16 protein-coding genes and 1 pseudogene are annotated in these 19,225 nt (G+C 68.4%); 9 read left to right on the forward strand and 8 right to left on the reverse strand.

The features are described 5' to 3' along the window. Positions 1–17: 17 nt before the first annotated feature. From SALPAC6_RS0104860 to SALPAC6_RS0104880, 5 genes are all read left to right on the forward strand, one after another. Entirely contained in the window at positions 18–1,454 is a 1,437-nt protein-coding gene (locus SALPAC6_RS0104860; protein ID WP_018252316.1) for a TldD/PmbA family protein, read from the forward strand. Beyond that, positions 1,451–2,863, forward strand: a complete 1,413-nt coding sequence (locus SALPAC6_RS0104865; RefSeq protein WP_018252317.1) for a TldD/PmbA family protein — start codon at positions 1,451–1,453, stop codon at positions 2,861–2,863. The genes SALPAC6_RS0104860 and SALPAC6_RS0104865 overlap by 4 nt, the downstream gene beginning before the upstream one ends. A gap of 301 nt (positions 2,864–3,164) precedes the next feature. Further along, complete coding sequence (locus SALPAC6_RS0104870; RefSeq protein WP_033667093.1) at positions 3,165–3,983, forward strand: hypothetical protein; 819 nt, start codon at positions 3,165–3,167, stop codon at positions 3,981–3,983. An 11-nt stretch (positions 3,984–3,994) separates the two neighbouring features. Continuing rightward, complete coding sequence (locus tag SALPAC6_RS0104875) at positions 3,995–5,908, forward strand: fumarate reductase/succinate dehydrogenase flavoprotein subunit (RefSeq protein WP_018252319.1); 1,914 nt, start codon at positions 3,995–3,997, stop codon at positions 5,906–5,908. A gap of 3 nt (positions 5,909–5,911) precedes the next feature. Then, positions 5,912–7,012, forward strand: coding sequence for a succinate dehydrogenase/fumarate reductase iron-sulfur subunit (locus SALPAC6_RS0104880; RefSeq protein WP_018252320.1), 1,101 nt, complete (start codon positions 5,912–5,914; stop codon positions 7,010–7,012). Positions 7,013–7,095: 83 nt separating this feature from the next. On the opposite strand, the gene SALPAC6_RS0104885 is transcribed toward SALPAC6_RS0104880, so the two are convergent. Continuing rightward, positions 7,096–7,536, reverse strand: coding sequence for a (deoxy)nucleoside triphosphate pyrophosphohydrolase (locus tag SALPAC6_RS0104885; protein WP_020493540.1), 441 nt, complete (start codon positions 7,534–7,536; stop codon positions 7,096–7,098). 188 nt (positions 7,537–7,724) lie between these two features. Here SALPAC6_RS0104885 and SALPAC6_RS0104890 point away from each other — a divergent pair, with 188 nt between their 5' ends. Continuing rightward, positions 7,725–8,021 (forward strand): 4a-hydroxytetrahydrobiopterin dehydratase, encoded by a 297-nt coding sequence (locus tag SALPAC6_RS0104890; protein ID WP_018252322.1) that lies wholly within the window; start codon positions 7,725–7,727, stop codon positions 8,019–8,021. 89 nt (positions 8,022–8,110) lie between these two features. Beyond that, complete coding sequence (locus SALPAC6_RS0104895; protein WP_018252323.1) at positions 8,111–8,473, forward strand: PH domain-containing protein; 363 nt, start codon at positions 8,111–8,113, stop codon at positions 8,471–8,473. On the opposite strand, the gene map is transcribed toward SALPAC6_RS0104895, so the two are convergent. Beyond that, entirely contained in the window at positions 8,466–9,338 is an 873-nt protein-coding gene (map, locus tag SALPAC6_RS0104900; RefSeq protein WP_018252324.1) for a type I methionyl aminopeptidase, read from the reverse strand. The genes SALPAC6_RS0104895 and map overlap by 8 nt on opposite strands. Before the next feature lie 83 nt (positions 9,339–9,421). Between map and SALPAC6_RS0104905 the strand changes: the two genes are divergently transcribed. Then, positions 9,422–9,688 carry a helix-turn-helix domain-containing protein gene (locus SALPAC6_RS0104905; protein ID WP_018252325.1) on the forward strand — a complete coding sequence of 89 codons (267 nt, stop codon included), beginning with the start codon at positions 9,422–9,424 and terminating at the stop codon, positions 9,686–9,688. A 375-nt stretch (positions 9,689–10,063) separates the two neighbouring features. Continuing rightward, complete coding sequence (locus SALPAC6_RS25350; protein ID WP_080635996.1) at positions 10,064–11,482, forward strand: DUF1214 domain-containing protein; 1,419 nt, start codon at positions 10,064–10,066, stop codon at positions 11,480–11,482. A gap of 223 nt (positions 11,483–11,705) precedes the next feature. Here the strand turns inward: SALPAC6_RS25350 and SALPAC6_RS0104910 are convergent, their stop codons facing one another. The 6 genes and pseudogenes from SALPAC6_RS0104910 to SALPAC6_RS25355 form a co-directional block, all read right to left on the reverse strand. Beyond that, entirely contained in the window at positions 11,706–12,902 is a 1,197-nt protein-coding gene (locus tag SALPAC6_RS0104910) for a helix-turn-helix domain-containing protein (RefSeq protein ID WP_018252327.1), read from the reverse strand. Positions 12,903–13,447: 545 nt separating this feature from the next. After that, the gene (locus SALPAC6_RS0104915; protein ID WP_018252328.1) at positions 13,448–13,846 is read right to left on the reverse strand and encodes a VOC family protein; all 399 of its coding nucleotides are present in this window, start codon (positions 13,844–13,846) and stop codon (positions 13,448–13,450) included. Positions 13,847–13,987: 141 nt separating this feature from the next. Next, complete coding sequence (locus SALPAC6_RS0104920) at positions 13,988–15,202, reverse strand: RNA polymerase sigma factor (RefSeq protein WP_018252329.1); 1,215 nt, start codon at positions 15,200–15,202, stop codon at positions 13,988–13,990. Between the two features lie 14 nt (positions 15,203–15,216). Continuing rightward, positions 15,217–15,558, reverse strand: coding sequence for a YciI family protein (locus tag SALPAC6_RS0104925; protein ID WP_018252330.1), 342 nt, complete (start codon positions 15,556–15,558; stop codon positions 15,217–15,219). Between the two features lie 274 nt (positions 15,559–15,832). Then, positions 15,833–16,723 (reverse strand): GNAT family N-acetyltransferase, encoded by an 891-nt coding sequence (locus SALPAC6_RS0104930; RefSeq protein WP_026189333.1) that lies wholly within the window; start codon positions 16,721–16,723, stop codon positions 15,833–15,835. A gap of 197 nt (positions 16,724–16,920) precedes the next feature. Beyond that, a pseudogene (locus SALPAC6_RS25355) lies at positions 16,921–19,108 on the reverse strand (penicillin acylase family protein). Between the last annotated feature and the right edge of the window lie 117 nt (positions 19,109–19,225).

Below are 19,225 nucleotides of genomic sequence, written 5' to 3' on the forward strand. Positions count from 1 at the left end.
CCATCTAGGGTCGAGCTATGACCGAGTTCGATGCGGCGTCCGCCGCTGTCCAAGCCGCCCTCGACGCGGGCGCCCGGTACGCGGATGCCCGGGTGATGCACCGGCGCTACGAGTCCATGACGGCCCGCAACAGCGACATCGAGGAGCTGACCCAGGACGAGAGTGTCGGGCTGGGGGTCCGGGCGCTGGTCGGGTCGAGCTGGGGCTTTCACGCCGTCCCCGACCTGTCCGATTCCGCCGCCCGCGACGCCGGCCGGCGGGCAGCGCGGATCGCCGCGGCCAGTGCCCACGTTCCGGGCCCGCCGATCGACCCGATCCCGGCCGAGCCGGTCATCGCGAGCTGGGCCTCGACCTGCGCGGTGGATCCGCTCGGCGTGCCGCTGTCGGCCAAGGGCGACCTGCTGGTCGAGGCGACCCGGCTGATGGCCGAGCACGGCGCCGACCTCGCCGAGGGCCTCTACCAGATCTGGGACACGGCGAAGTGGTTCGTCTCCAGTGAGGGCCACCGGATCGACCAGCGCATCCGCGAGTGCGGCGGGGGCATCTCGGCCACCTCGATCGGCGCCGGAGAGACCCAACGCCGGTCGTACCCGAGCTACCGGGGCCAGTACGGCACCAGCGGGTGGGAACTGGTCGACTCGCTCGACCTGACCGCGCACGCGGCACGAATGGCCGAGGAGTCCCGGGCACTGCTCACCGCACCGCCCTGCCCCGCCGGCGAGACCGACCTGATCCTCGGTGGCGAGCAGCTCGCCCTCCAGATCCACGAGTCGGTCGGGCACGCCATCGAGCTGGACCGGATCCTCGGCTGGGAGGCGGCCTTCGCCGGTACCTCCTGGCTGGAGCTGGCCCAGCTCGGCTCGCTGCGGTACGGCTCGGAGCTGATGAACATCACCGTTGATCCAACGCTCCCCGGGGCGCTGGGCAGCTTCGGCTACGACGACGAGGGTTCCCCGGCGGTCCGCCGGGACGCCGTCCGGGAGGGGCGTTGGGTGGGCGTGCTCGCGGGTCGTGACTCGGCCGCCGTCGCGGGCCTGGACTACGCCGGCAGCGTCCGGGCGGACGGCTGGGCCCGGCTGCCGATGGTGCGGATGACCAATGTCGGGCTGGAGCCCGGTCCACACAGCCTGGACGAGATCATCGCCGCCACCGACGAGGGGGTGTTGATGGACATCAACCGGTCCTGGTCCATCGACGACAAACGGCTCAACTTCCAGTTCGGCTGCGAGGTCGGCTGGGAGATCAGGAAGGGGAGACGGGGACGGATGCTGCGCAACCCCACGTACACCGGGATCAGCCCGCTCTTCTGGCGCTCGATGGACATGCTCTCCGGCGAGACGGTCGCCTGGGGCACACCCAACTGCGGCAAGGGCCAACCAGGGCAGGTGGGGCACACCGGCCATCCGGCCGCACCCGCCCGCTTCCGGGGCACCCGGGTGGGGGTGCGCGCGTGAGGGCGACGATCCGGCCGGGGTCCGAGCTGGACCTGGCGGGCCAGGTGATAGAGCTGGTCCACCGGCTGGCCGGGCCGACCGCGTCGGCCGAGGCGACGGTGACCCGGGCCGAGCTGGCGCTGACCCGGTTCGCCAACTCGTTCATCCACCAGAACGTCGGCGAAACCCACCAGACCGTACGGCTACGGCTGCACCTCGCCGGGCGGACCGTCGCCAGCAGTGGCAGCGTCGGCACCCCGGACGGCCTGCGGGAACTCGTCGAGCGCACCCTGGCGGCGGTACGACTCGGTCCGCTCGACCCGGCCTGGCCGGGGCTCACCCCACCCACCCCGATTCCGCCCGGAGCCCCGGTGGACGAGGCGACCGCGTACGCGGAGCCGGGTGAGCGGGCCGATCGGGTCCGCGCCTTCGTGGCGGCGGCCGGCGGGCTGGAGACGGCCGGCTACTGCCGCACCGCGCACCGCTCGTCGGCGTTCGCCAACTCGGCCGGTCACTCGGTCGGGGGCCAGACCGCCGAGGCGGCGATGGACGGCATCGCCCGCACCGGCGGCGCGGACGGGGTGGCCCGGCTGGCCGCCGACCGCCTTGCCGACCTGGACGGCTCCGTCCTCGGCGCCCGCGCCGCCGGCAAGGCTCGGGCGGCGACCGACCCCGTCGAGCTGCCGCCCGGCCGGTACGAGGTGGTGCTGGAGCCGGCCGCCGTCGCCGACCTGCTCCAGAACCTCTCCTCCTACGGCTTCAACGGCAGGCGGCACCACGAGGGTCAGTCCTTCGCCGAGCCCGGCACGGCCCAGTTCGACCCGATGGTGACCCTGGTGGACGATCCGCTCGACCGGTCCGGTCCGCCGTTCGACGTGGAGGGCACTCGGCGGGCGGCGTTGACCCTGGTGGACGCGGGCGTGACCGCTGCCGTCGCGCACGATCGGCGCACCGCCGCCCTGGCCGGTGCCACCTCAACCGGGCACGCCGTCCCCGGCGGCACCGCCTGGGGCCCGGTCCCCCGCAACCTGCGTCTCACCGCCGCCTCGGCCGAGGCGGTGCGGCAGCCCGGGTCCGGCGACGCCCGTACCGCGGCGGTCGTTGACCCGGACACCGCCGCGCTGCTCGCCGGCGTCCGCCGTGGTCTGTTGGTCAGCGACTTCTGGTACACCCGGGTCCTCGACCCGAAGAGCCTGGTCGTCACGGGTCTCACCCGGAACGGGGTGTGGCTGGTGGAGGAGGGCGTGGTGACTCGGGCGGTACGTGACCTCCGGTTCACCGAGTCCTACCCGCGCGCGCTCGGTCCCGGAGCGGTACTCGGCGTCGGGCACACGCTGGCCCGTCAGCCGGACCGGGTGGACGGGGTCTGGTGGGAGGCGCCGGCGCTGCGCCTCGCCGCGTGGAACTTCACCGGTGGGGCCTCCGGCTGATCGGCGACCGCCAGTGCCCGCGGTGGGCGGGGCGGGTGGCCGCGGTCGGCGCGGCTGAACGACGCCGTCGAACGAACGGGTGGACATCGATGCACCGACAGGCCTTTCCAAGAACGGGGACACACGGGACACTGCCTTGCGCGGACGGCTCGCAAAGATCGGCGTAACGTGTGTCACTTAGCTGCGCCGTTTCTCCGGCGCGGTCGTTGGTGTGCGCATGACGTTGGCAAGCGGGTGCGGCCTGGTTGCCTACCGAACTTGATCCGCCGCCCATCCGGGCCCCGTCAGGGAGACGACTCGAATGACATCAACGGCAACGAGGCCGGGAGGGCCGGGCGCGCGTCCGCGTGCCGCCATCGCGGCGAGAACGTTGCGTACCGACCGCTGGTGGGTGCAGCCCGTCGGCATCGCCGCAATCCTGCTCTTCTTCATCGTCTACTCGACGATCCGCGTCTTCATGGCGAAGTGGTACTACGTGGAGGACTACCACTACCTCACGCCGCTGTACTCGCCGTGCCTGACCGACTCGTGCGTACCCGGCTCATCGCACTTCGGCACCCCGTTCGGGGAGTTCCCCTTCTTCCTCCCCCTCGGCATCGTCGCCTTCCCGATCGTCGCCGGGTTCCGGGTTACCTGCTACTACTACCGCAAGGCGGGCTACCGCTCGTTGTGGGCGTCCCCGCCGGCCTGCGCGGTGACCGAGCCGCACCAGAAGTACACCGGGGAGACCAGGTTCCCGCTGTTCGTCATGAACTGGCACCGGTACTTCTTCTACCTGGCCTTCGTGGTCCTGCTGATCAACATCTATGACGCGTTCCTCGCGTTCCGCGGGCCGGACGGCGCCTTCGGGGTCGGGCTGGGCTCGCTGATCATCCTGGTCAACATCGTCGCTCTCGCCGGCTACACGCTCTCCTGCCACGCCTGCCGGCACGTGATGGGCGGACGACTGAAGCACTTCTCCCGGAACCCGGTGCGGTACCGCTTCTGGACGTTGATCTCAAAGCTGAACGTCCGGCACGGCACGTTCGCCATGGTGTCGCTGTTCACGGTGCTCTTCACCGACTTCTACATCATGGCCGTCTCCGCCGACTGGTTCACCGACCTGCGGTTCATCAACTAGAGGGCCCCGACATGACCACTACCACGCGAATCGAACGACACCACTACGACGTCGTCGTGATCGGGGCCGGCGGCGCCGGGCTGCGGGCGGCGATCGAGGCCCGGCTGGCCGGCAAGAAGACCGCGATCATCTCGAAGTCGCTCTTCGGCAAGGCGCACACGGTGATGGCCGAGGGCGGCGCCGCGGCCGCGATGGGGAACGTGAACAGCCGGGACAGCTGGCAGGTGCACTTCCGCGACACCATGCGTGGCGGCAAGTTCCTGAACAACTTCCGGATGGCCGAGCTGCACGCGAAGGAGTCGCCGCAGCGAATCTGGGAGCTGGAGACCTACGGCGCCCTCTTCGACCGGACGAAGGACGGGAAGATCTCCCAGCGCAACTTCGGCGGGCACGAGTACCCGCGCCTTGCGCACGTGGGCGACCGCACCGGCCTGGAGCTGATCCGCACCCTCCAGCAGAAGATCGTCTCCCTCCAGCAGGAAGATCAGCGCGAGCACGGCTCCTACGACGCCCGGATCCGGGTCTTCTCCGAGACCACCATCACCGAGCTGCTGCTCGACGGCGACCGGGTCGCCGGCGCCTTCGGCTACTACCGGGAGTCGGGGGAGTTCATTCTCTTCGAGGCGCCGGCCGTGGTGCTGGCGACCGGCGGGGTCGGCCGCTCGTACAAGGTCACCTCGAACTCCTGGGAGTACACCGGGGACGGCCACGCGCTGGCGCTGCGGGCCGGGGCGACGCTGATCAACATGGAGTTTCTCCAGTTCCACCCGACCGGCATGGTCTGGCCGCCCTCGGTGAAGGGCATCCTGGTCACCGAGTCGGTCCGCGGGGACGGCGGGATCCTGAAGAACTCCGAGGGCAAGCGGTTCATGTTCGACTACGTGCCGGATGTGTTCCGGAAGCAGTACGCGGACAGTGCGGCCGAGGCGGACCGCTGGTACGAGGACCCGGACAACAACCGGCGTCCACCGGAGCTGCTTCCGCGCGACGAGGTGGCCCGGGCCATCAACAGCGAGGTCAAGGCGGGTCGGGGCACCCCGGCTGGGGGTGTGTACCTGGACATCGCCTCCCGGCTACCGGCGGAGGAGATCCGCCGTCGCCTCCCGTCGATGTATCACCAGTTCAAGGAGCTGGCCGATGTCGACATCACGCAGGAGCCGATGGAGGTCGGGCCGACCTGCCACTACGTGATGGGTGGGGTGGAGGTCGACCCCGACTCCGGTGCCGCGTTCGGACACGTCCGCGGGCTGTTCGCCGCCGGTGAGGTCTCCGGCGGGATGCACGGCTCCAACCGGCTCGGCGGCAACTCCCTGTCGGACCTGCTGGTCTTCGGCAAGCGGGCGGGCGGGCACGCCGCCTCGTACGCCGACGGGTTGGCGTCCCGGCCCCGGGTCCCGGTGCCGGCGGTGGAGACCGCGGTGGAGACGGCCCTGGCCCCGCTACAGCGGGACACCGGCGAGAGCCCGTACGTCCTACAGCAGGATCTCCAGGCGGTGATGGGTGACCTGGTCGGCATCATTCGACGGGAGGGCGAGCTGGTGGACGCGCTGGCCCGGCTCGGCGAGCTTCGCGAACGAGTGGCCAAGGTGAGCGCGGTGGGCGGCCGGCGCTACAACCCGGGCTGGCACCTTGCCCTGGATCTCCGCAACATGCTGGTGGTCTCCGAGTGCACCGCGAAGGCAGCGCTGGAGCGGCGGGAGTCGCGGGGCGGCCACACCCGGGAGGATCATCCGACGATGGACCCGGCCTGGCGGCGGGTCAACCAGGTCTGCTCCCTGGAGGGCGACATCGTGCACCTGGACCGCAAGCCGCTACCGCGGATGCGGCCGGAGCTCTTCGCGCTCTTCGACCGCGCGGAGTTGGCGAAGTACCTGACCGACGAGGAGCTGGCGGAGTTCGACGCCCTCACCGAGGAGGAGCGCTGAGGAATGGGAACTGAGAAGAGCCAGGCGGCCGGCGCACCGGCCACGAAGCGACAGTTCCGCATCTGGCGGGGCGACGAGACCGGCGGCGACCTGAAGGAATACCTGGTCGAGGCAAAAGAGGGCGAGGTCGTCCTCGACATCATCCACCGACTGCAGAGCACCGAGGCACCGGACCTCGCCTGCCGCTGGAACTGCAAGGCCGGCAAGTGCGGCTCCTGCTCAGTGGAGATCAACGGCAAGCCGAAGCTGGCCTGCATGACCCGGATGTCGACCTTCACCGAGGACGAGACGATCTCGGTCACGCCGCTACGGACGTTCCCGATCGTGCGGGACCTGGTCACCGACGTCTCGTTCAACTACGAGAAGGCCCGGGAGACCCCGGCCTTCGCACCGCCCCCCGGCGTCGCCCCAGGCGACTACCGGATGCAGCAGGTTGACGTCGAGCGCTCGCAGGAGTTCCGCAAGTGCATCGAGTGCTTCCTCTGCCAGACGGTCTGTCACGTGATCCGGGACCATGAGGAGAACAAGCCAGCCTTCTCCGGGCCGCGGTACTTCATTCGGGCGGCCGAGCTGGACATGCACCCACTGGACGCGCGGGACGACCGCAAGGAGTACGCACAGGCCGAACAGGGTCTGGGCTACTGCAACATCACCAAGTGCTGCACCGAGGTCTGCCCCGAGCACATCAAGATCACTGATAACGGGATTATCCCCATGAAGGAGCGGGTAGTCGACCGGAAGTATGATCCCCTTGTTTGGCTCGGTAACAAGATCTTCCGGAGGGGTCAGGTGCCTCAGACCAGCGTGACCAGCGAGCACTCCCCGGGTGCCGTGCGCACCCCCGCGGCCGGCCCGCCCGGGTTCCACTCACACGCGGGAGCGTCGCACGACCCGCAGGCCGAGGCGCAGGCGCAGGCCGGCGTCAACTGGCACCGCGAGGTGCCGAAGCCGACCGCCCCGACACTTGACGAGTCCGGCAAGCTGCCGCTGACCGAGCTCACCTTCGACCGGCCGGCGGCACCGTCGCCGTTCGGCGAGGACGTGACCTTCCCGCTGCCGCCGGAGCACCTGAACTACGCCCACCCGGAGCAGGACAAGCACTGAACACGTCAACGACGACGACAGGGCCGGCGGCAGCTCCGCCGGCTCTGTCCGTTTTCGGGTCGCCCTTCCTGTTCTGCTGCGGGTCAGCCAGCGGCCAGCAGCGGGCGGAGCGCGGCGACAATCGGGGCATCGGCGGGTAGCCAGGTGACGCTGTCCAACTCGGCCGCGGAGAGCCAACGCAGCGCCGCGTGCTCCAAGGCCTGCGGCTGGTCACCGTGCAGCAGCCGGGCCAGATACACCTTCAGCACCGAGCGCCCGTGGGCCATCCGAACGCTCCGGCCGACCCGCTCACCGATCTCCACCCGGACGGCCAACTCCTCGACACACTCGCGCACCAGCGCCGCGGTCTCGCTCTCCCCCGGCTCCACCTTGCCGCCGGGGAACTCCCACCGGCCCGCCACCTCCGGCGGGGCAGACCGTGCGCAGGCCAACACCCGACCGTTCTGGATGATTGCCGCGCCGACGACCACCTTCGGCTCGGGTCGCTCCACCCGGCCGCCATCGCTTGCCTGTTCGGTCCGCACGAGCGTCCAGCGTGCCAGATCAATCGCCGGTTTGGGTACCGCGACCAACCCATCAGGCCAGGAAGACCCAGAAGTGTGGCCGTGGACACAGTTCCTCCCAAGAGACAGACTAAGTCCACCAAAACGACACGGGGAAGCGACGATTAGGCCACAAGCCAGCAACGATGCCGGGAGGTGTGGTGGCACGCATGCCGTTCGGGCGAGGTAAGCACAACCATCTCAACGATGCGCTGACCCTGCTGCCCGGTTGGACCCGGGAGGGCGAAGGAATCCGACGGACGCTCCCCATCGACGACTCGCAACATGCCGCCCTCACCGAGCGGGTGAAGGTGGTCGCTGACGCGCTGCACCTTCGTCCCGAGATCAGCCGCCGCGCCGACCAGACCGAGATCCGGGTCGGCCACGAGACCATGCCGCTGACCGAGGGCGAGGTCCTGCTGGCCGCCCGCATCGAGGACGCGTATCGCGCCGTCACCGAGCCCTGAGGCCACGGTGACCAGCTACCAGCAGCCGAGGCATCACCGCAGGCCACTTCGCTCCCTGTCGATGTGCTCGTGATACCTACGCTGAGGCCATGGCGAACGCGACGTACGACCGCAAGGAGCAGTTCCAGCAGATCCAGAGCGGGCTGCTCGAGGGCGAGCAGATCATCGCCGTCTACGACGCCGTCGGCACCGGTACCGGCTTCATCGGTGTGACCGACCGACGCGTGATCATTCAGGACCGCTCGTTCATCGGCAAACGCTACGCGATCACCAGCATCCCGTACGCGAAGATCACCAGTGTGAGCGTGGTCAGCAACAAGTCGTGGGGTGGCTCGTTCTTCTCCACCGGCGCCATCGCCATCCACGTTGGCACGCACACCTACGAGGTGGAGTTCCGCGGCTCCCAGAAGAGCCACCACGTGCACAACGTGATCCTGCACTACATCAGCTGACCCCACGGTCCGGGCGCGACGACCCCGCCGCCGGGTCGATCCCCCCACACGAGGTCGTCGCGGGCCTGCCGGCGGGATCGGCGTTGGTGGCACCGCGGCTGGGACGGTGGGTCAGGACCTGGGGGCCCGCGGCGGTGATGGCGATCGTGTGTTCGGAGTGGGCGGTACGGGAGCCGTCGGCGGAGCGAATCGTCCAGCCGTCCTCGTCGAACTTGATCTTGTCAGTGGAGGCGCAGAACCAGGGTTCGATAGCGATGGTGAGGCCGGGGTGGAGCTTCAGACCGCGACGGGCGCGAGCATTGTTGGCCACGTGCGGGGCCTCGTGCATGGTGCGGCCGATGCCGTGCCCACCGAACTCGCCGTTGACCTGGTAGCCGTAAGAGTGCGCGACCTGACCGATCGCGGCGGAGATGTCGCCGAGCCGCCCGCCGGGCTGGGCGGCGGCGATACCGGCGACGAGGGCGACCTCGGTGGCCTCGATCAGCTTCAGGTCGGCGGGGGCGGGGGTGCCGACGACGAGGGAGAGCGCGGAGTCGGCGACCCAGCCGTCGATGCCGACCGCCATGTCGATGCTGAGCAGGTCACCGTCGCGGAGGACATAGTCGTGCGGCAGGCCGTGCAGCACCGCGTCGTTGACCGACAGGCAGAGGACGTTGCGGAAGGGGCCGCGGCCGAACGAGGGGGCGTAGTCCCAGTAACAGGACGTGGCACCGCGTTGCGCGATCCGACGACGGGCGTGGTGTTCGAGATCCATCAGGTTGACGCCGACCGCGGCGACCTCGCTCAGTTCGGCGAGCAACTCACCGACGAACTGGCCGGTGACCGCCATCTGGTCGATCTCCTCGGCGGACTTCAGCTCGATCACGGTGCCTCCCTGGCAACGGTATTTTAATACCGTATTTTTATACCACCCCACGCTGCGGGGGCATCGGGAGCTATCCTGCCGGCATGGTTCGCCAACCCCTGACCGCCGAGCAGATCGCCGCGGGCCAGCGCCTCGGGGTCGCCCTCCGGGCCGCGCGGGCCGACCGCAGCCTCGTCGAGGTGGCCCTGGCGGCCGGCATCTCCCCGGAGACGCTGCGCAAAATCGAGTCGGGTCGCCTACCCGCGCCGGCGTTCGGCACCGTGGTCTGCCTCAGCCGGGCTCTCGACGTCCCCGTCAGCAACCTGGCCGACGCCTGGCTGACCAGCCCGGCCATCCGCCAGGCGTCCTGACCACCGGCGACGAATCCGAACCCGGCAGACCAGCCCGGCGGCCACCCCAAGGCCCGGAACCCCACAACACCACTCGTGCCGTCGCGACAGACAGCTCCACAGCATGCCCCGCGACAGCTCTTCATGGACATGTCTCGGCCCTACCAGCGGGACCGCGCGCCACCACGCGAACCTTCGAGACTAGCGCAGCGACCCAAGGGTGCGGCGGGTTAAGCCGCACAGACTCCACCTTTGGGTGACACAATCCGTAATCGCATCACCCACGAGCCGGTTTTGTAAGAATGTGAGCGATAGTCAGGTTCGGTTTCCGGAGTAGCTGACCATTCTCGGTCGCGAACTCGTGCTGCTGTCTGGGCAGCACGCGAAGGAGCCTACATGACGCGCCTAATCCGATCTCTCTGCGCCTCGCTGTGCGCCGCGGGGATCTTGCTTGCCACACCCTCTTACACCACTGCGAGGTCACCTTCTCCAGACGGAGCCGCAATCGACGGTCAGACAGCGCACGTCTATGAGGTTACGCGCCGTTATGTAACCAAGTTCTACCCCCGGTGGTTCACGCATCAACAACAGCGGGTCCTGGTTCCCAATCTCCTCTTCGGACCAGACGAGATGTCCCCCACATTCCGCTCCGTGGTGGCACCCAGCGATGACACGCTGTACACCTCTGCACTCATCGGCGTACGTCATGAGCCAGCGATCTTGGAGATCCCGGACACCGCGGCGACGTATGGGGTACTCATCACCGACGTTTACGGGAACATTATTAATACCGATATATCGACAACCTCTGGTGGCACCTACGCTTTCACTGGACCCGGCTGGAGCGGAAGCCTCCCTCCAGAGGTAGCCCAGATAGCACTTCCGGTGACAAATCCGCTCCTGATTATCCGGACCAACAGATTCTCGTCCGAGGGGGAGAACCAGAGTGCTCTGGCTGAGGAGTTCCGGAGATCCCTGCGCATGGGCCCCTTGCTGGCGTACGAGAGGGGCGTGCTGGCGGAGACCCTGATTCTCCCCGTGACTTTCTGGGCTCGCTCGTTCAAGAGGGATGCGGGCAGGCTGATCAGAAATAATCCTATTCGCTTCCTGCGAGAACTCCAACGTGGGGTTAGGGACATCCGAACACCACCTCTCACTGGCGACAACAGGGAACTTGCGGATGAATTCGACAAACTGCTCGCCACCGGGAGATTCGACGAAGAATTCGCACGAGCGACCCAGGACGCACAGTCCGCGATCATCGCGAACTATCTTGATAATACCGATCAGAACAACTGGATCAACTTCCGAAACATCGGCTTCTGGGGGCGCGAATACCTCGATCGATCCTCGATTGCCGAATTCTGTCAATACTGCAACGGCATCGACAGTTCAGCGTACTACAATGTCTTCCAGGGCGAGGACGATCGACCACTGAATGGAGCCTCCGGCGGATATGTTCTCACTTTCGAGAGGGACCAGATTCCCCAGTCCCGTGATTTCTGGTCGGTCACTTCCTACATTTCTGAAACCATTAACCTGCATCGCAACCCGGAGGATAAATACGTCGTAGCAAGCTACACTCCGGGGCTCGAGACCAACGAGGATGGCTCGATCAGCATCTACGCAACGCCAACTCCACCACCAGGCGTAAGTACCGCCAACTGGCTACCCGTTCCCGATGGGCCCTTCAGCATGCTGCTCCGCGTCTACAGCCCAGAGGGGAGCGTGGCCGACGGTACGTACGTCCCACCGGCCGTCCGAGAGATCAATCAACCTGAACGGAACGAAGGCGCTCCCCGCGGGGGCGGTTGAGCCTCCCTCGTAGCGATAGGCAAACCGCGCGCCCGTCCGCCTCCGATCAGCAGGTACCGACTGACGATTCGCTGCAGAAGTCCAATTGCTACGGTCATAGGTCCGGCCCTCCGTCCTGAGTGCGCGGAGGGACATCTGCCAATGCACCTCTCGCTCCGCGCCCCGGTGTGGTGAGGTCCAGCGTCCCGCCGAACACGGCATCGATCTAGCCGCTGCGTGTCCGCTAACCGGGCTTGCTGTCCGCCGATAGTCGGCGTCCCGGGGCGTGTTCGACGCACAGGTCACGCAATGCCGCGGCCTCCGGCGCCCCCGACTGTTCCACCTTCGTCAGCAGTTCCGCAGCCCGCCACCAGTTCGACGGCACCACCCGCCCGGACATCACAGCCTGCACCCCCAGGGCGACCGCCTCGTCGGGCTGGCCGGCGGCGACCAGGGCAAGGCCAAGATCGAGACGAGCTGATGCGGACCGACGAGGCCTCGCTCCCCCATCTCCGTGCGGGTCCAGGTCGGCCAGAACCGCCCGCGCTACCTGCTCGGCACCGGGGTCCCCCGCCCACGCCAACGTTGTGGCCGTATAGGCGGCGGCCTTGGCGGGGTCGTAGCGATAGTGGTGCTCAGCCCGCTCCGGAACGGGCAGATTCGCCGTCAACCGCTCCACCCGGTCCAGCGCTCGCCGAGTCGCACCGACGTCTCCCATCCGCGCCCACGCGCGCGCCTCCTGGGCGGTCGCCTGAATCCGAGCAGAGCTGCCCTTCGGGGCGACCCGCTGCGCTTGACCGGAAAGATCGAGCGCCCTCCGGTAGTCACCTTGAGTCAGCACGTCCCAGGCCCGGGTTTCCAGACACCATGCCTGGATCTCACCATGCTCGGCATGTTCGGCAAGGTCACGCGCAGCCCGCAGGTGGGCAGCCGCAGCAGTGCGCTGTCGAAGGTCGATGTGAACGGTCGCCCGCAGCACCGCCAGCCAGGCACCGGCAACCAACAACCGCCGTTGTTGAGCAAGTGTGACCCGTCCATCCAGTAGCCGCCGCACATCGGCGAGGTGCCGCCGCACCAGCGGCAACAAGTCTGCCGGGGCCAACGTCGGATAGGAACTGGCCAGGTCGTCAACGCCCTGTTCAATCCGTTCGAGCACGTCTCTGCCCACGTCACTGGCGGCGACTCTCGCCCGCAGCTCGCCGGCCTCGGCCGCATGGTCGATCGGTGCGTCAACCAGGCGAGCCAGCACGCCTCCCGCGCCGAGAATCCGGTCCAGGTGGCACGCCGTGTCGACCGTCGGAGCCTTGAGTCCCGCCTCCAGCTCCTGCAGATGGCTCTTACTCCGATGAGCGAGCTGCCCGAGGGATCGGATCGACAGACCACGCTGCTCCCGGAACTCACGCAGTGCTACCCCAAAGCGCGGATCGACAGGCGAGGCCATAGCGTCACTCCAAGCTCAGCAGGCCAGCGAACTCCCCAACCGGCCATCACGTTGACGGTACCCCCAACGTCGCGCGTCGGTGCCCCCTCGACACTTCACCGGCCGCCTCGACGCCCTCAGCCTCGACACTGGCTCCTACAACCCTTGGGCCGCCAGCCGGCCTCCTCCTCGACCTCCCGTACCGCGGCTGTTGAGCCCTATCATCGAGCCTCGTGGAGGATTGTTCTGGGTGGTCGCCGCACCGGTTTGCGGCCTGCTGAGCTGTCTGTTTCTCTGCGCCGTCCTAGCGGCGCTGGCGACCTGGCCCAGGAGGAGCGACGTGGGTAGTGGGCCCTCAATTATTGGTTGTAAGCGCCCTGTCCATGCCCTGTCCGTCAGGGCTGAGATGAGGCAGCACCGAGACATCTCCTGGATTGCCGTTGTGGCTACTACCGCGGGATGGGAGCGGCCAGACGCACAGATTGCCCGACGGCTGTCGTGAGGCCCGGCGGGCGGTGGCGCGGCCTGGGAGCCAGCTCCCTGCCGCGCCACCGCCCGGCTACCTGTCAGGTGCCGGGCAACTCCTGGGCGACCTCCCAGACGTTGCCGGCCGGGTCGGCGAAGGCGGCCGTACGACGGCCCCACGGGCGGTCGATCGGCCCGTTGAGTAGCTTGACCCCGTGCCGCTCGAGTTCGGCGCAGACCGCGTTGGCATCCTCCACCAAAATGGTCAGCAGCAGACGGGAGCCGCCGTCCCGACCAGCAACTCGGGCCGGCTCGATCAGTTCGTCGGCCTCGGAGACCTGGAGCAAGTTGATCATCAGGCTCTGCAGCTTGACGACGGCCGACACCTCGTCCTCGAACACCACCTCGAGGCCGAAGACGTCCTGGTAGAACTTCTTCGTCACCGGCAGGTCCTCGGTAAACAGCGTAATGACTTCGATGTTGTTCAGCGCTTTGATCATCCTCTTCCTCCATCTGGCATTGATCCCACCACTAACCTGACCCGGGCGCGGCCGGGATGAATGCCACCTCTCCGCACCCCCTCGTGGGTCTCGCACCGGGCGCCTCGAATCACCAGCGACGGCCGGAAGTCCGCCACCACATCAGCACAGCGCCGTCAACGGTGGGCCCGGCCGGGCCCACCGCCGCTGGTCGTTGCCGCCGTTGGCGCGTTCGGCCGGCGTCGCGGTCACCGACCCGGCAGAGCCACCACCGCACGTCTCGTCCAGGCGGCGACTGAGGTACCGACGTTCGGCGTCGTTGCCGGTCAGGTGCAACGCCCGGCGGTAGCTTGCCGCCGCGTCGTCCCGCCGACCGAGCCGGCGCAACAGGTCCGCGCGGAGCGCTGGCAGCAGGTGGTAGCCGCCCAACCGCCCGGATGCCTCCAGGGCCTCCATGAGCACCAGCCCCGCCGCCGGGCCGTCGGCCATCGCGACCGCGACAGCCCGGTTGAGTTCCACGATCGGCGAGGGCATCAACTCGGCCAGGCACGCGTACAGCGCGGAGATCTCGGCCCAGTTGGTGTCGGCCGCCCGCCGCGCCTCGGTATGACAGGCGGCGATCGCGGCCTGAAGCTGGTAAGGCCCGATGCGCCGGGCCCGCAACGTCCGTTCGAGCAGCCTGGTGGCCTCGTCGATCTCTTCCCGGTGCCACAGACCGCGGTCCTGGTCCTCCAGGGTGATCAGGTTGCCGGCGCTGTCCACCCGGGCCCCACGCCGCGAGTGTTGCAACAGCATCAGGGCGAGCAGGCCGGCCGGCTCCGACTCGCCGGGCATCAGCTCAACCAGGGCCCGGGTCAGCCGGATCGCCTCCGCGCAGAGCCCCTCACGGGCCAGGTCGGCACCGCCGAGCCGTTTCGCCATCGTCTGCTCGGGAACCAGAAACGCCCGGGCGATCTCGGCGGTGGTCAGCCCGGCAAGGGTACGGAGAGTCAGCGCCACCCGCGCCTCAATCGGCAACGCCGGGTGACAGCAGGTGAACATCAGCCGTAGTCGGTCGTCCCGAATGCCACTGCCGCCGTCGGCGTCGAGGTCCACACCCCCGCCGGATAGGCCCTTCTGATCCGCCAGGACGGCGACCTCCTTCAGCTTCGCGGTCTCTGTGCTGGCCCGCCGGAGTCGGTCGTAGGCACAGTTGCGGGCCACCGTGGTGAGCCAGGCGCCCGGACGCCGCGGGGTGCCCGTCTCCGGCCAGGTGCGCAGCGCCTCGGCGAAAGCGTCCTGCGTGCACTCCTCGACCAAGTCCCAGTCGCCGGTAAGGCGGATGAGCCCCGCGACGATGCGCCCCGACTCCTGCCGGAACGACTCCGCCACGGCCATCCGCACCTCCGGCGTCAGGACTGCCAAAACGCCCGCACCTCGATCGCGCCGAAGCTGGCGGCCGGGTGTTTGGAAGCCACTTCGATCGCCTCCTGCAGGTCCGCGCACTCGAGCAGGTCGTAGCCCGCGACGTGCTCCTTCGTCTCGGCACACGGCCCATCAGCGACGAGCACCGCACCGTCCCGCACCCGTACCGTGGTCGCTCCCTCGGCGGGCTGCAGCCGGCTGCCGTGCAGGCGCACCCCGCGGCTGTCCATCTCCGCCACCCACCGCTGAGTCCGGCGCGCCAGGTCCGCCTCCTCCTCGACAGTGAAGGTCAGGTCTTCCTCAGCGCAGACCAGCATCAGATACTTCATGACTTCATTCTCAGCTCGTCTTCTCAGGTATCAGCACGTTCTCCAGGGCTCAGGGCCGATGGGATCTGTTGGGTATCGGTACGACGATCGGTGCGGCCCCGAATGGACACCCGTGCCGAATTTTCTTGATGATCCCGGCAGATATCCTGGTCGACAAGGCCGACGCGGCCTGGCCGCGCGAAGGCACGACCGACTGGGATCGGCTCGCCGGAGGGCCCCGGGTGCGGGGTCGGCCGGGGGTCGGGGTCGATCGGAGCTTCGGCCAGGCCGGAGTTCACCGAGGGCCGCGACGCAGATCAGTCACCTCGGCGGACGGAGTGAAGCCGGCCGAGGCGTAGGTGGCCATGGCACCGGCGTTGGAGCTCTCCACGCACACGCCCGCGCTGGACGAACCCAGGTCGCGAAGGGCCGCGGCGGCGGCGAGCGTGACCGCTGTGCCGTAGTAACGACCTCGATGACCATGGTGGACGCCCATTGGTTCCAGCAGTCCCGGCCGCCCGGGGCCGGCCGACCACACGGCCGCCACCGCCACGGCGTCGTCGTTCTCGTCGAATACGGCGAGGCTGCGTGCGTCACCGTAAAACGGGCCTCCAGCCATCGTGAGCCAACGCCCGACCGTACGGTGTCGGTCGGCATCGGTGCAGACTGAGCCACGGAACGCGGACCAGTGGACGGCGACCCACACCTCGGCGCGATCGGGCTCGATCGTCTCGACGCGCGGACCGCTGCCCTCCACCGGTTCCGAGAGGGTTCGATGAAAGGTTGTCCACGGCTCGTCCCGTTCCCAGCCTCGCTTCAACAGCAACTGGGTAAGGAGCTCCGCACCCCGGGCTTCGACGATCGCGTCATCGCCAGCCCGGACACCACCTGCCGGGTCGTCCAGATCCGCGGCGAGCCGGTGGGCCAGGGCCGCATCCTCGCGCCGGTCGGGAGCGACCGCCAGGCGCACCAGCCCAGGGCCGTCCAGCAGCCCGATCGCGAGAACCTCCCCGTCACACGACCACATCCGAATCGCGCCGGCGGTAGCCTCGGCCCCGTTTTGCGAGTGCCAGCCGAGATCGCCGGAGTGTAGTTGCAGCGCTCCCTCGTCGAGCTGCCACCGCTTGAGCGCCTCGGCCGCTGATGACAGCTCGTCAACCTTCGGAGTGCTCAGAATGATGCTCATCGAGGCACCCAACCACCCGAAGCAACCTGGCACCAGCGACTTTGGCAGGTAGGCACTCTCGTTCATCCGCGAGCGCCTCGTCGCCCACCAGGGCTTGGCCAGGTGAAGCCTCAATGGGGGACGCTTTAACCGTGGTTGGCGCGGTGGGGCCGGCCGCCGGTGGGCAGGCCCCACCGGCCACCGGCCACCGGATGCGGTCAGTCGCGCCGCTCCCCCACCTGGTACGTGACCAGGTTCGGGTCGGCTCGGAGCTGGCGCTGTGTGAATTTGATGGTGTCCCAACCCTTGCCCGAATACAACCGCGTCTGATCGGCGTACCAGGGCGAATTCGGGTTGGCCGACTGCGAGTAGGTGAGGATCTGCCGGCCCGACGGCCCGTCGCTACCCAGCTCAACGGCCATCAGGAACGAGGTGCCGTCAAAATCTTTGGATAGCCGACTCCGGGCGCAAACCCACTGATGGTCATATTGAAGGCGCCGACATCGTAATGACCACCGTGGATCGAGATCTGTTCGGCGCCCCGCGGCTCGGTCTGGATGTCGCCGAGCCGGGCGTCGAGCGGGATGCCATCCAGCTTCTGGACGGCATCCGCGAGAGCGGTCCGCACCTTCGGGTCGTCGACGGCAAGCCGGCTCGGCGTGCTCAGCGGGGCGGTTGGGTCGAACGGGTCGGCGAAGCGCAGGCCACCGGCCCCAACGAACTCGGTGAACAGGTGCGCACCGCGACTGTCCAGATCGACCCGCAGATCCCAACCACGCAGGGCCGCGCAAGCTTCGGTCAGGTCGACGGTGGCGCCGTCGGAGGTGGTCGCCGTCGGCTCCGCCTCGCAGCTCCGGACCAGGTCGTCGCGGACCAGTTCACCGCCGAAGACCCGGTTGCCGATCGTCACGTCCCACAGGTTGCTGGTGGTGAAGCCCCTCCCGGGAAGTCCATCGGTGCCGGTGCGGCGCTGCTGCACCGATGCACACCGAGCCGGGTCCGCAGGCTGCGCTGGGTCTGCTCGTCGCTGACGATACGCGGGTAGCCCTCCAACGGATGTTCCGGATTGGCCAGCCAGTAGCTGTCGTTGGAGTTGGTCACATAGTCACTCCGGAATGCAGGCGGCGGCCAGGGAGTCGGTCACCCGGGGCACGACGGAGTGGTCGGCGTAGAGGGCCTGGCCGCGGCGGTCAACGGCGATGACGTTGACCCAGGACAGGAACTGCCGCTCGTCCAACACCGTCCGCAACTCACCCACCGACCGAGCCTGTCCCATGGCCAGCCAACCATCGAGGGCACGGTTGTTGGTGGCATTGGCGTCAGTGATCGCGTCGCCGTGGTGTCGGTCCAGTCGAACTGACCGGGCACCACGACGACCGGACCGAAGTGGGTGTCGTAGAGGGTGCGGCTGATCGGCCCCTCGGGAGTCTGAACGGTGACCGTACGGGCGGTCATCTTCCCGGGGCTGGCCGTCGTAGTGGTAGCTGCACCAGGTCCAGCCGGTGCCAGACAAACCGCTGGGCGGTGGAGACGGTGTGGCTCCAGGCGACCTTGCCGTTGTGGCCGATCTGGACAAGCGGGTCACCAACCAGCGCCGCGCCCTCGACGTCATACCGGCCGGGCACCTTGAGAGATGCATCCGGTAGAAGCGCTCGACGCCGTCCCACGGGAAGTGCGGGTTGGCCAGCAGCATGCCGGCGCCGCTGGTGGTGGCCTCCCGCCCCAAGCCATACGCGTTGCTGCCCAACCCGGCCGGCGCACCGTCCACGCCGGCGGCGACCGCTGCCGTCTGAGGGGCACTTGCCAGCCCACTGTTCCCGCTGGCGGTGGGGGGCGCGGCGGCGACGATACCGTTGGCAAGGGCACCAGAGCTGGCCAAGACCATTCGGGCCCAGTGCGCCCGCCACATGTCCAGCTCGCTGATCGGGCGTACCCACTCCTTCCCGGCGCAGGCAGGGTCGGTGATCGCCTTCCCATCGCGAAGGTACGCGTTGTAGCCGGCGACAAAGCCCCGGATCTGGTCGCGCACCTGTGTGGAGGGTGCGCGGACGCCGTCGCGCGGACCGTCGAGCAACTGCTCGGCGGCCTGGTCGTCGATGGCCTTCTGATGGAGGAGGTCGCTGCTGACGTTGCTGGCCTCCGCGCCGAGCCAACGGGATCGTTCGGCGCGGACCGTCACCATCTGCTCGGCGATCAGGCAGATGTTGTCCTCGGCTTGCACGTAGCCGGTGCCGAAGCCGAGGCTGGCGAAATTGCGGGCGGTGATGTGCGGTACGCCGTAAGACGCGCGCTGGATCAAGGCCGAGTAGCCATCGCGTTCACGACGGCGGTGCTGCCGGTGACGGTGAGGCCAGCGGCGACCAGTCCGACGACGGTGGCTGCGGCGACGAGCCGGCGCCGGCTCATCGGTGGGCTCTATTCGCGGTGCGTCCTCCCTCGCGGCATCCTGTCCATGCTCGACAGACGCTAGTGGTGAAGGACTCCCCCGGGCATCAGTAGCGAACCATGAACTTTCGCCAGGGT

Origin of the sequence: Salinispora mooreana, assembly GCF_000379065.1 — a bacterium.
GTDB lineage: Bacteria > Actinomycetota > Actinomycetes > Mycobacteriales > Micromonosporaceae > Micromonospora > Micromonospora mooreana.

What these genes read in the sequence shown, in the direction of transcription:
- SALPAC6_RS0104930 (WP_026189333.1), bottom strand. Translation starts at nt 16,723, where the DNA reads ATGAGCATCATTCTGAGCACTCCGAAGGTTGACGAGCTGTCATCAGCG.
- SALPAC6_RS0104880 (WP_018252320.1), top strand. Translation starts at nt 5,912, where the DNA reads ATGGGAACTGAGAAGAGCCAGGCGGCCGGCGCACCGGCCACGAAGCGA.
- SALPAC6_RS0104890 (WP_018252322.1), top strand. Translation starts at nt 7,725, where the DNA reads ATGCCGTTCGGGCGAGGTAAGCACAACCATCTCAACGATGCGCTGACC.
- SALPAC6_RS0104860 (WP_018252316.1), top strand. Translation starts at nt 18, where the DNA reads ATGACCGAGTTCGATGCGGCGTCCGCCGCTGTCCAAGCCGCCCTCGAC.
- SALPAC6_RS0104915 (WP_018252328.1), bottom strand. Translation starts at nt 13,846, where the DNA reads ATGATCAAAGCGCTGAACAACATCGAAGTCATTACGCTGTTTACCGAG.
- SALPAC6_RS0104925 (WP_018252330.1), bottom strand. Translation starts at nt 15,558, where the DNA reads ATGAAGTATCTGATGCTGGTCTGCGCTGAGGAAGACCTGACCTTCACT.
- SALPAC6_RS25350 (WP_080635996.1), top strand. Translation starts at nt 10,064, where the DNA reads ATGACGCGCCTAATCCGATCTCTCTGCGCCTCGCTGTGCGCCGCGGGG.
- SALPAC6_RS0104870 (WP_033667093.1), top strand. Translation starts at nt 3,165, where the DNA reads ATGACATCAACGGCAACGAGGCCGGGAGGGCCGGGCGCGCGTCCGCGT.
- SALPAC6_RS0104920 (WP_018252329.1), bottom strand. Translation starts at nt 15,202, where the DNA reads ATGGCCGTGGCGGAGTCGTTCCGGCAGGAGTCGGGGCGCATCGTCGCG.
- SALPAC6_RS0104910 (WP_018252327.1), bottom strand. Translation starts at nt 12,902, where the DNA reads ATGGCCTCGCCTGTCGATCCGCGCTTTGGGGTAGCACTGCGTGAGTTC.
- SALPAC6_RS0104905 (WP_018252325.1), top strand. Translation starts at nt 9,422, where the DNA reads ATGGTTCGCCAACCCCTGACCGCCGAGCAGATCGCCGCGGGCCAGCGC.
- SALPAC6_RS0104875 (WP_018252319.1), top strand. Translation starts at nt 3,995, where the DNA reads ATGACCACTACCACGCGAATCGAACGACACCACTACGACGTCGTCGTG.
- SALPAC6_RS0104895 (WP_018252323.1), top strand. Translation starts at nt 8,111, where the DNA reads ATGGCGAACGCGACGTACGACCGCAAGGAGCAGTTCCAGCAGATCCAG.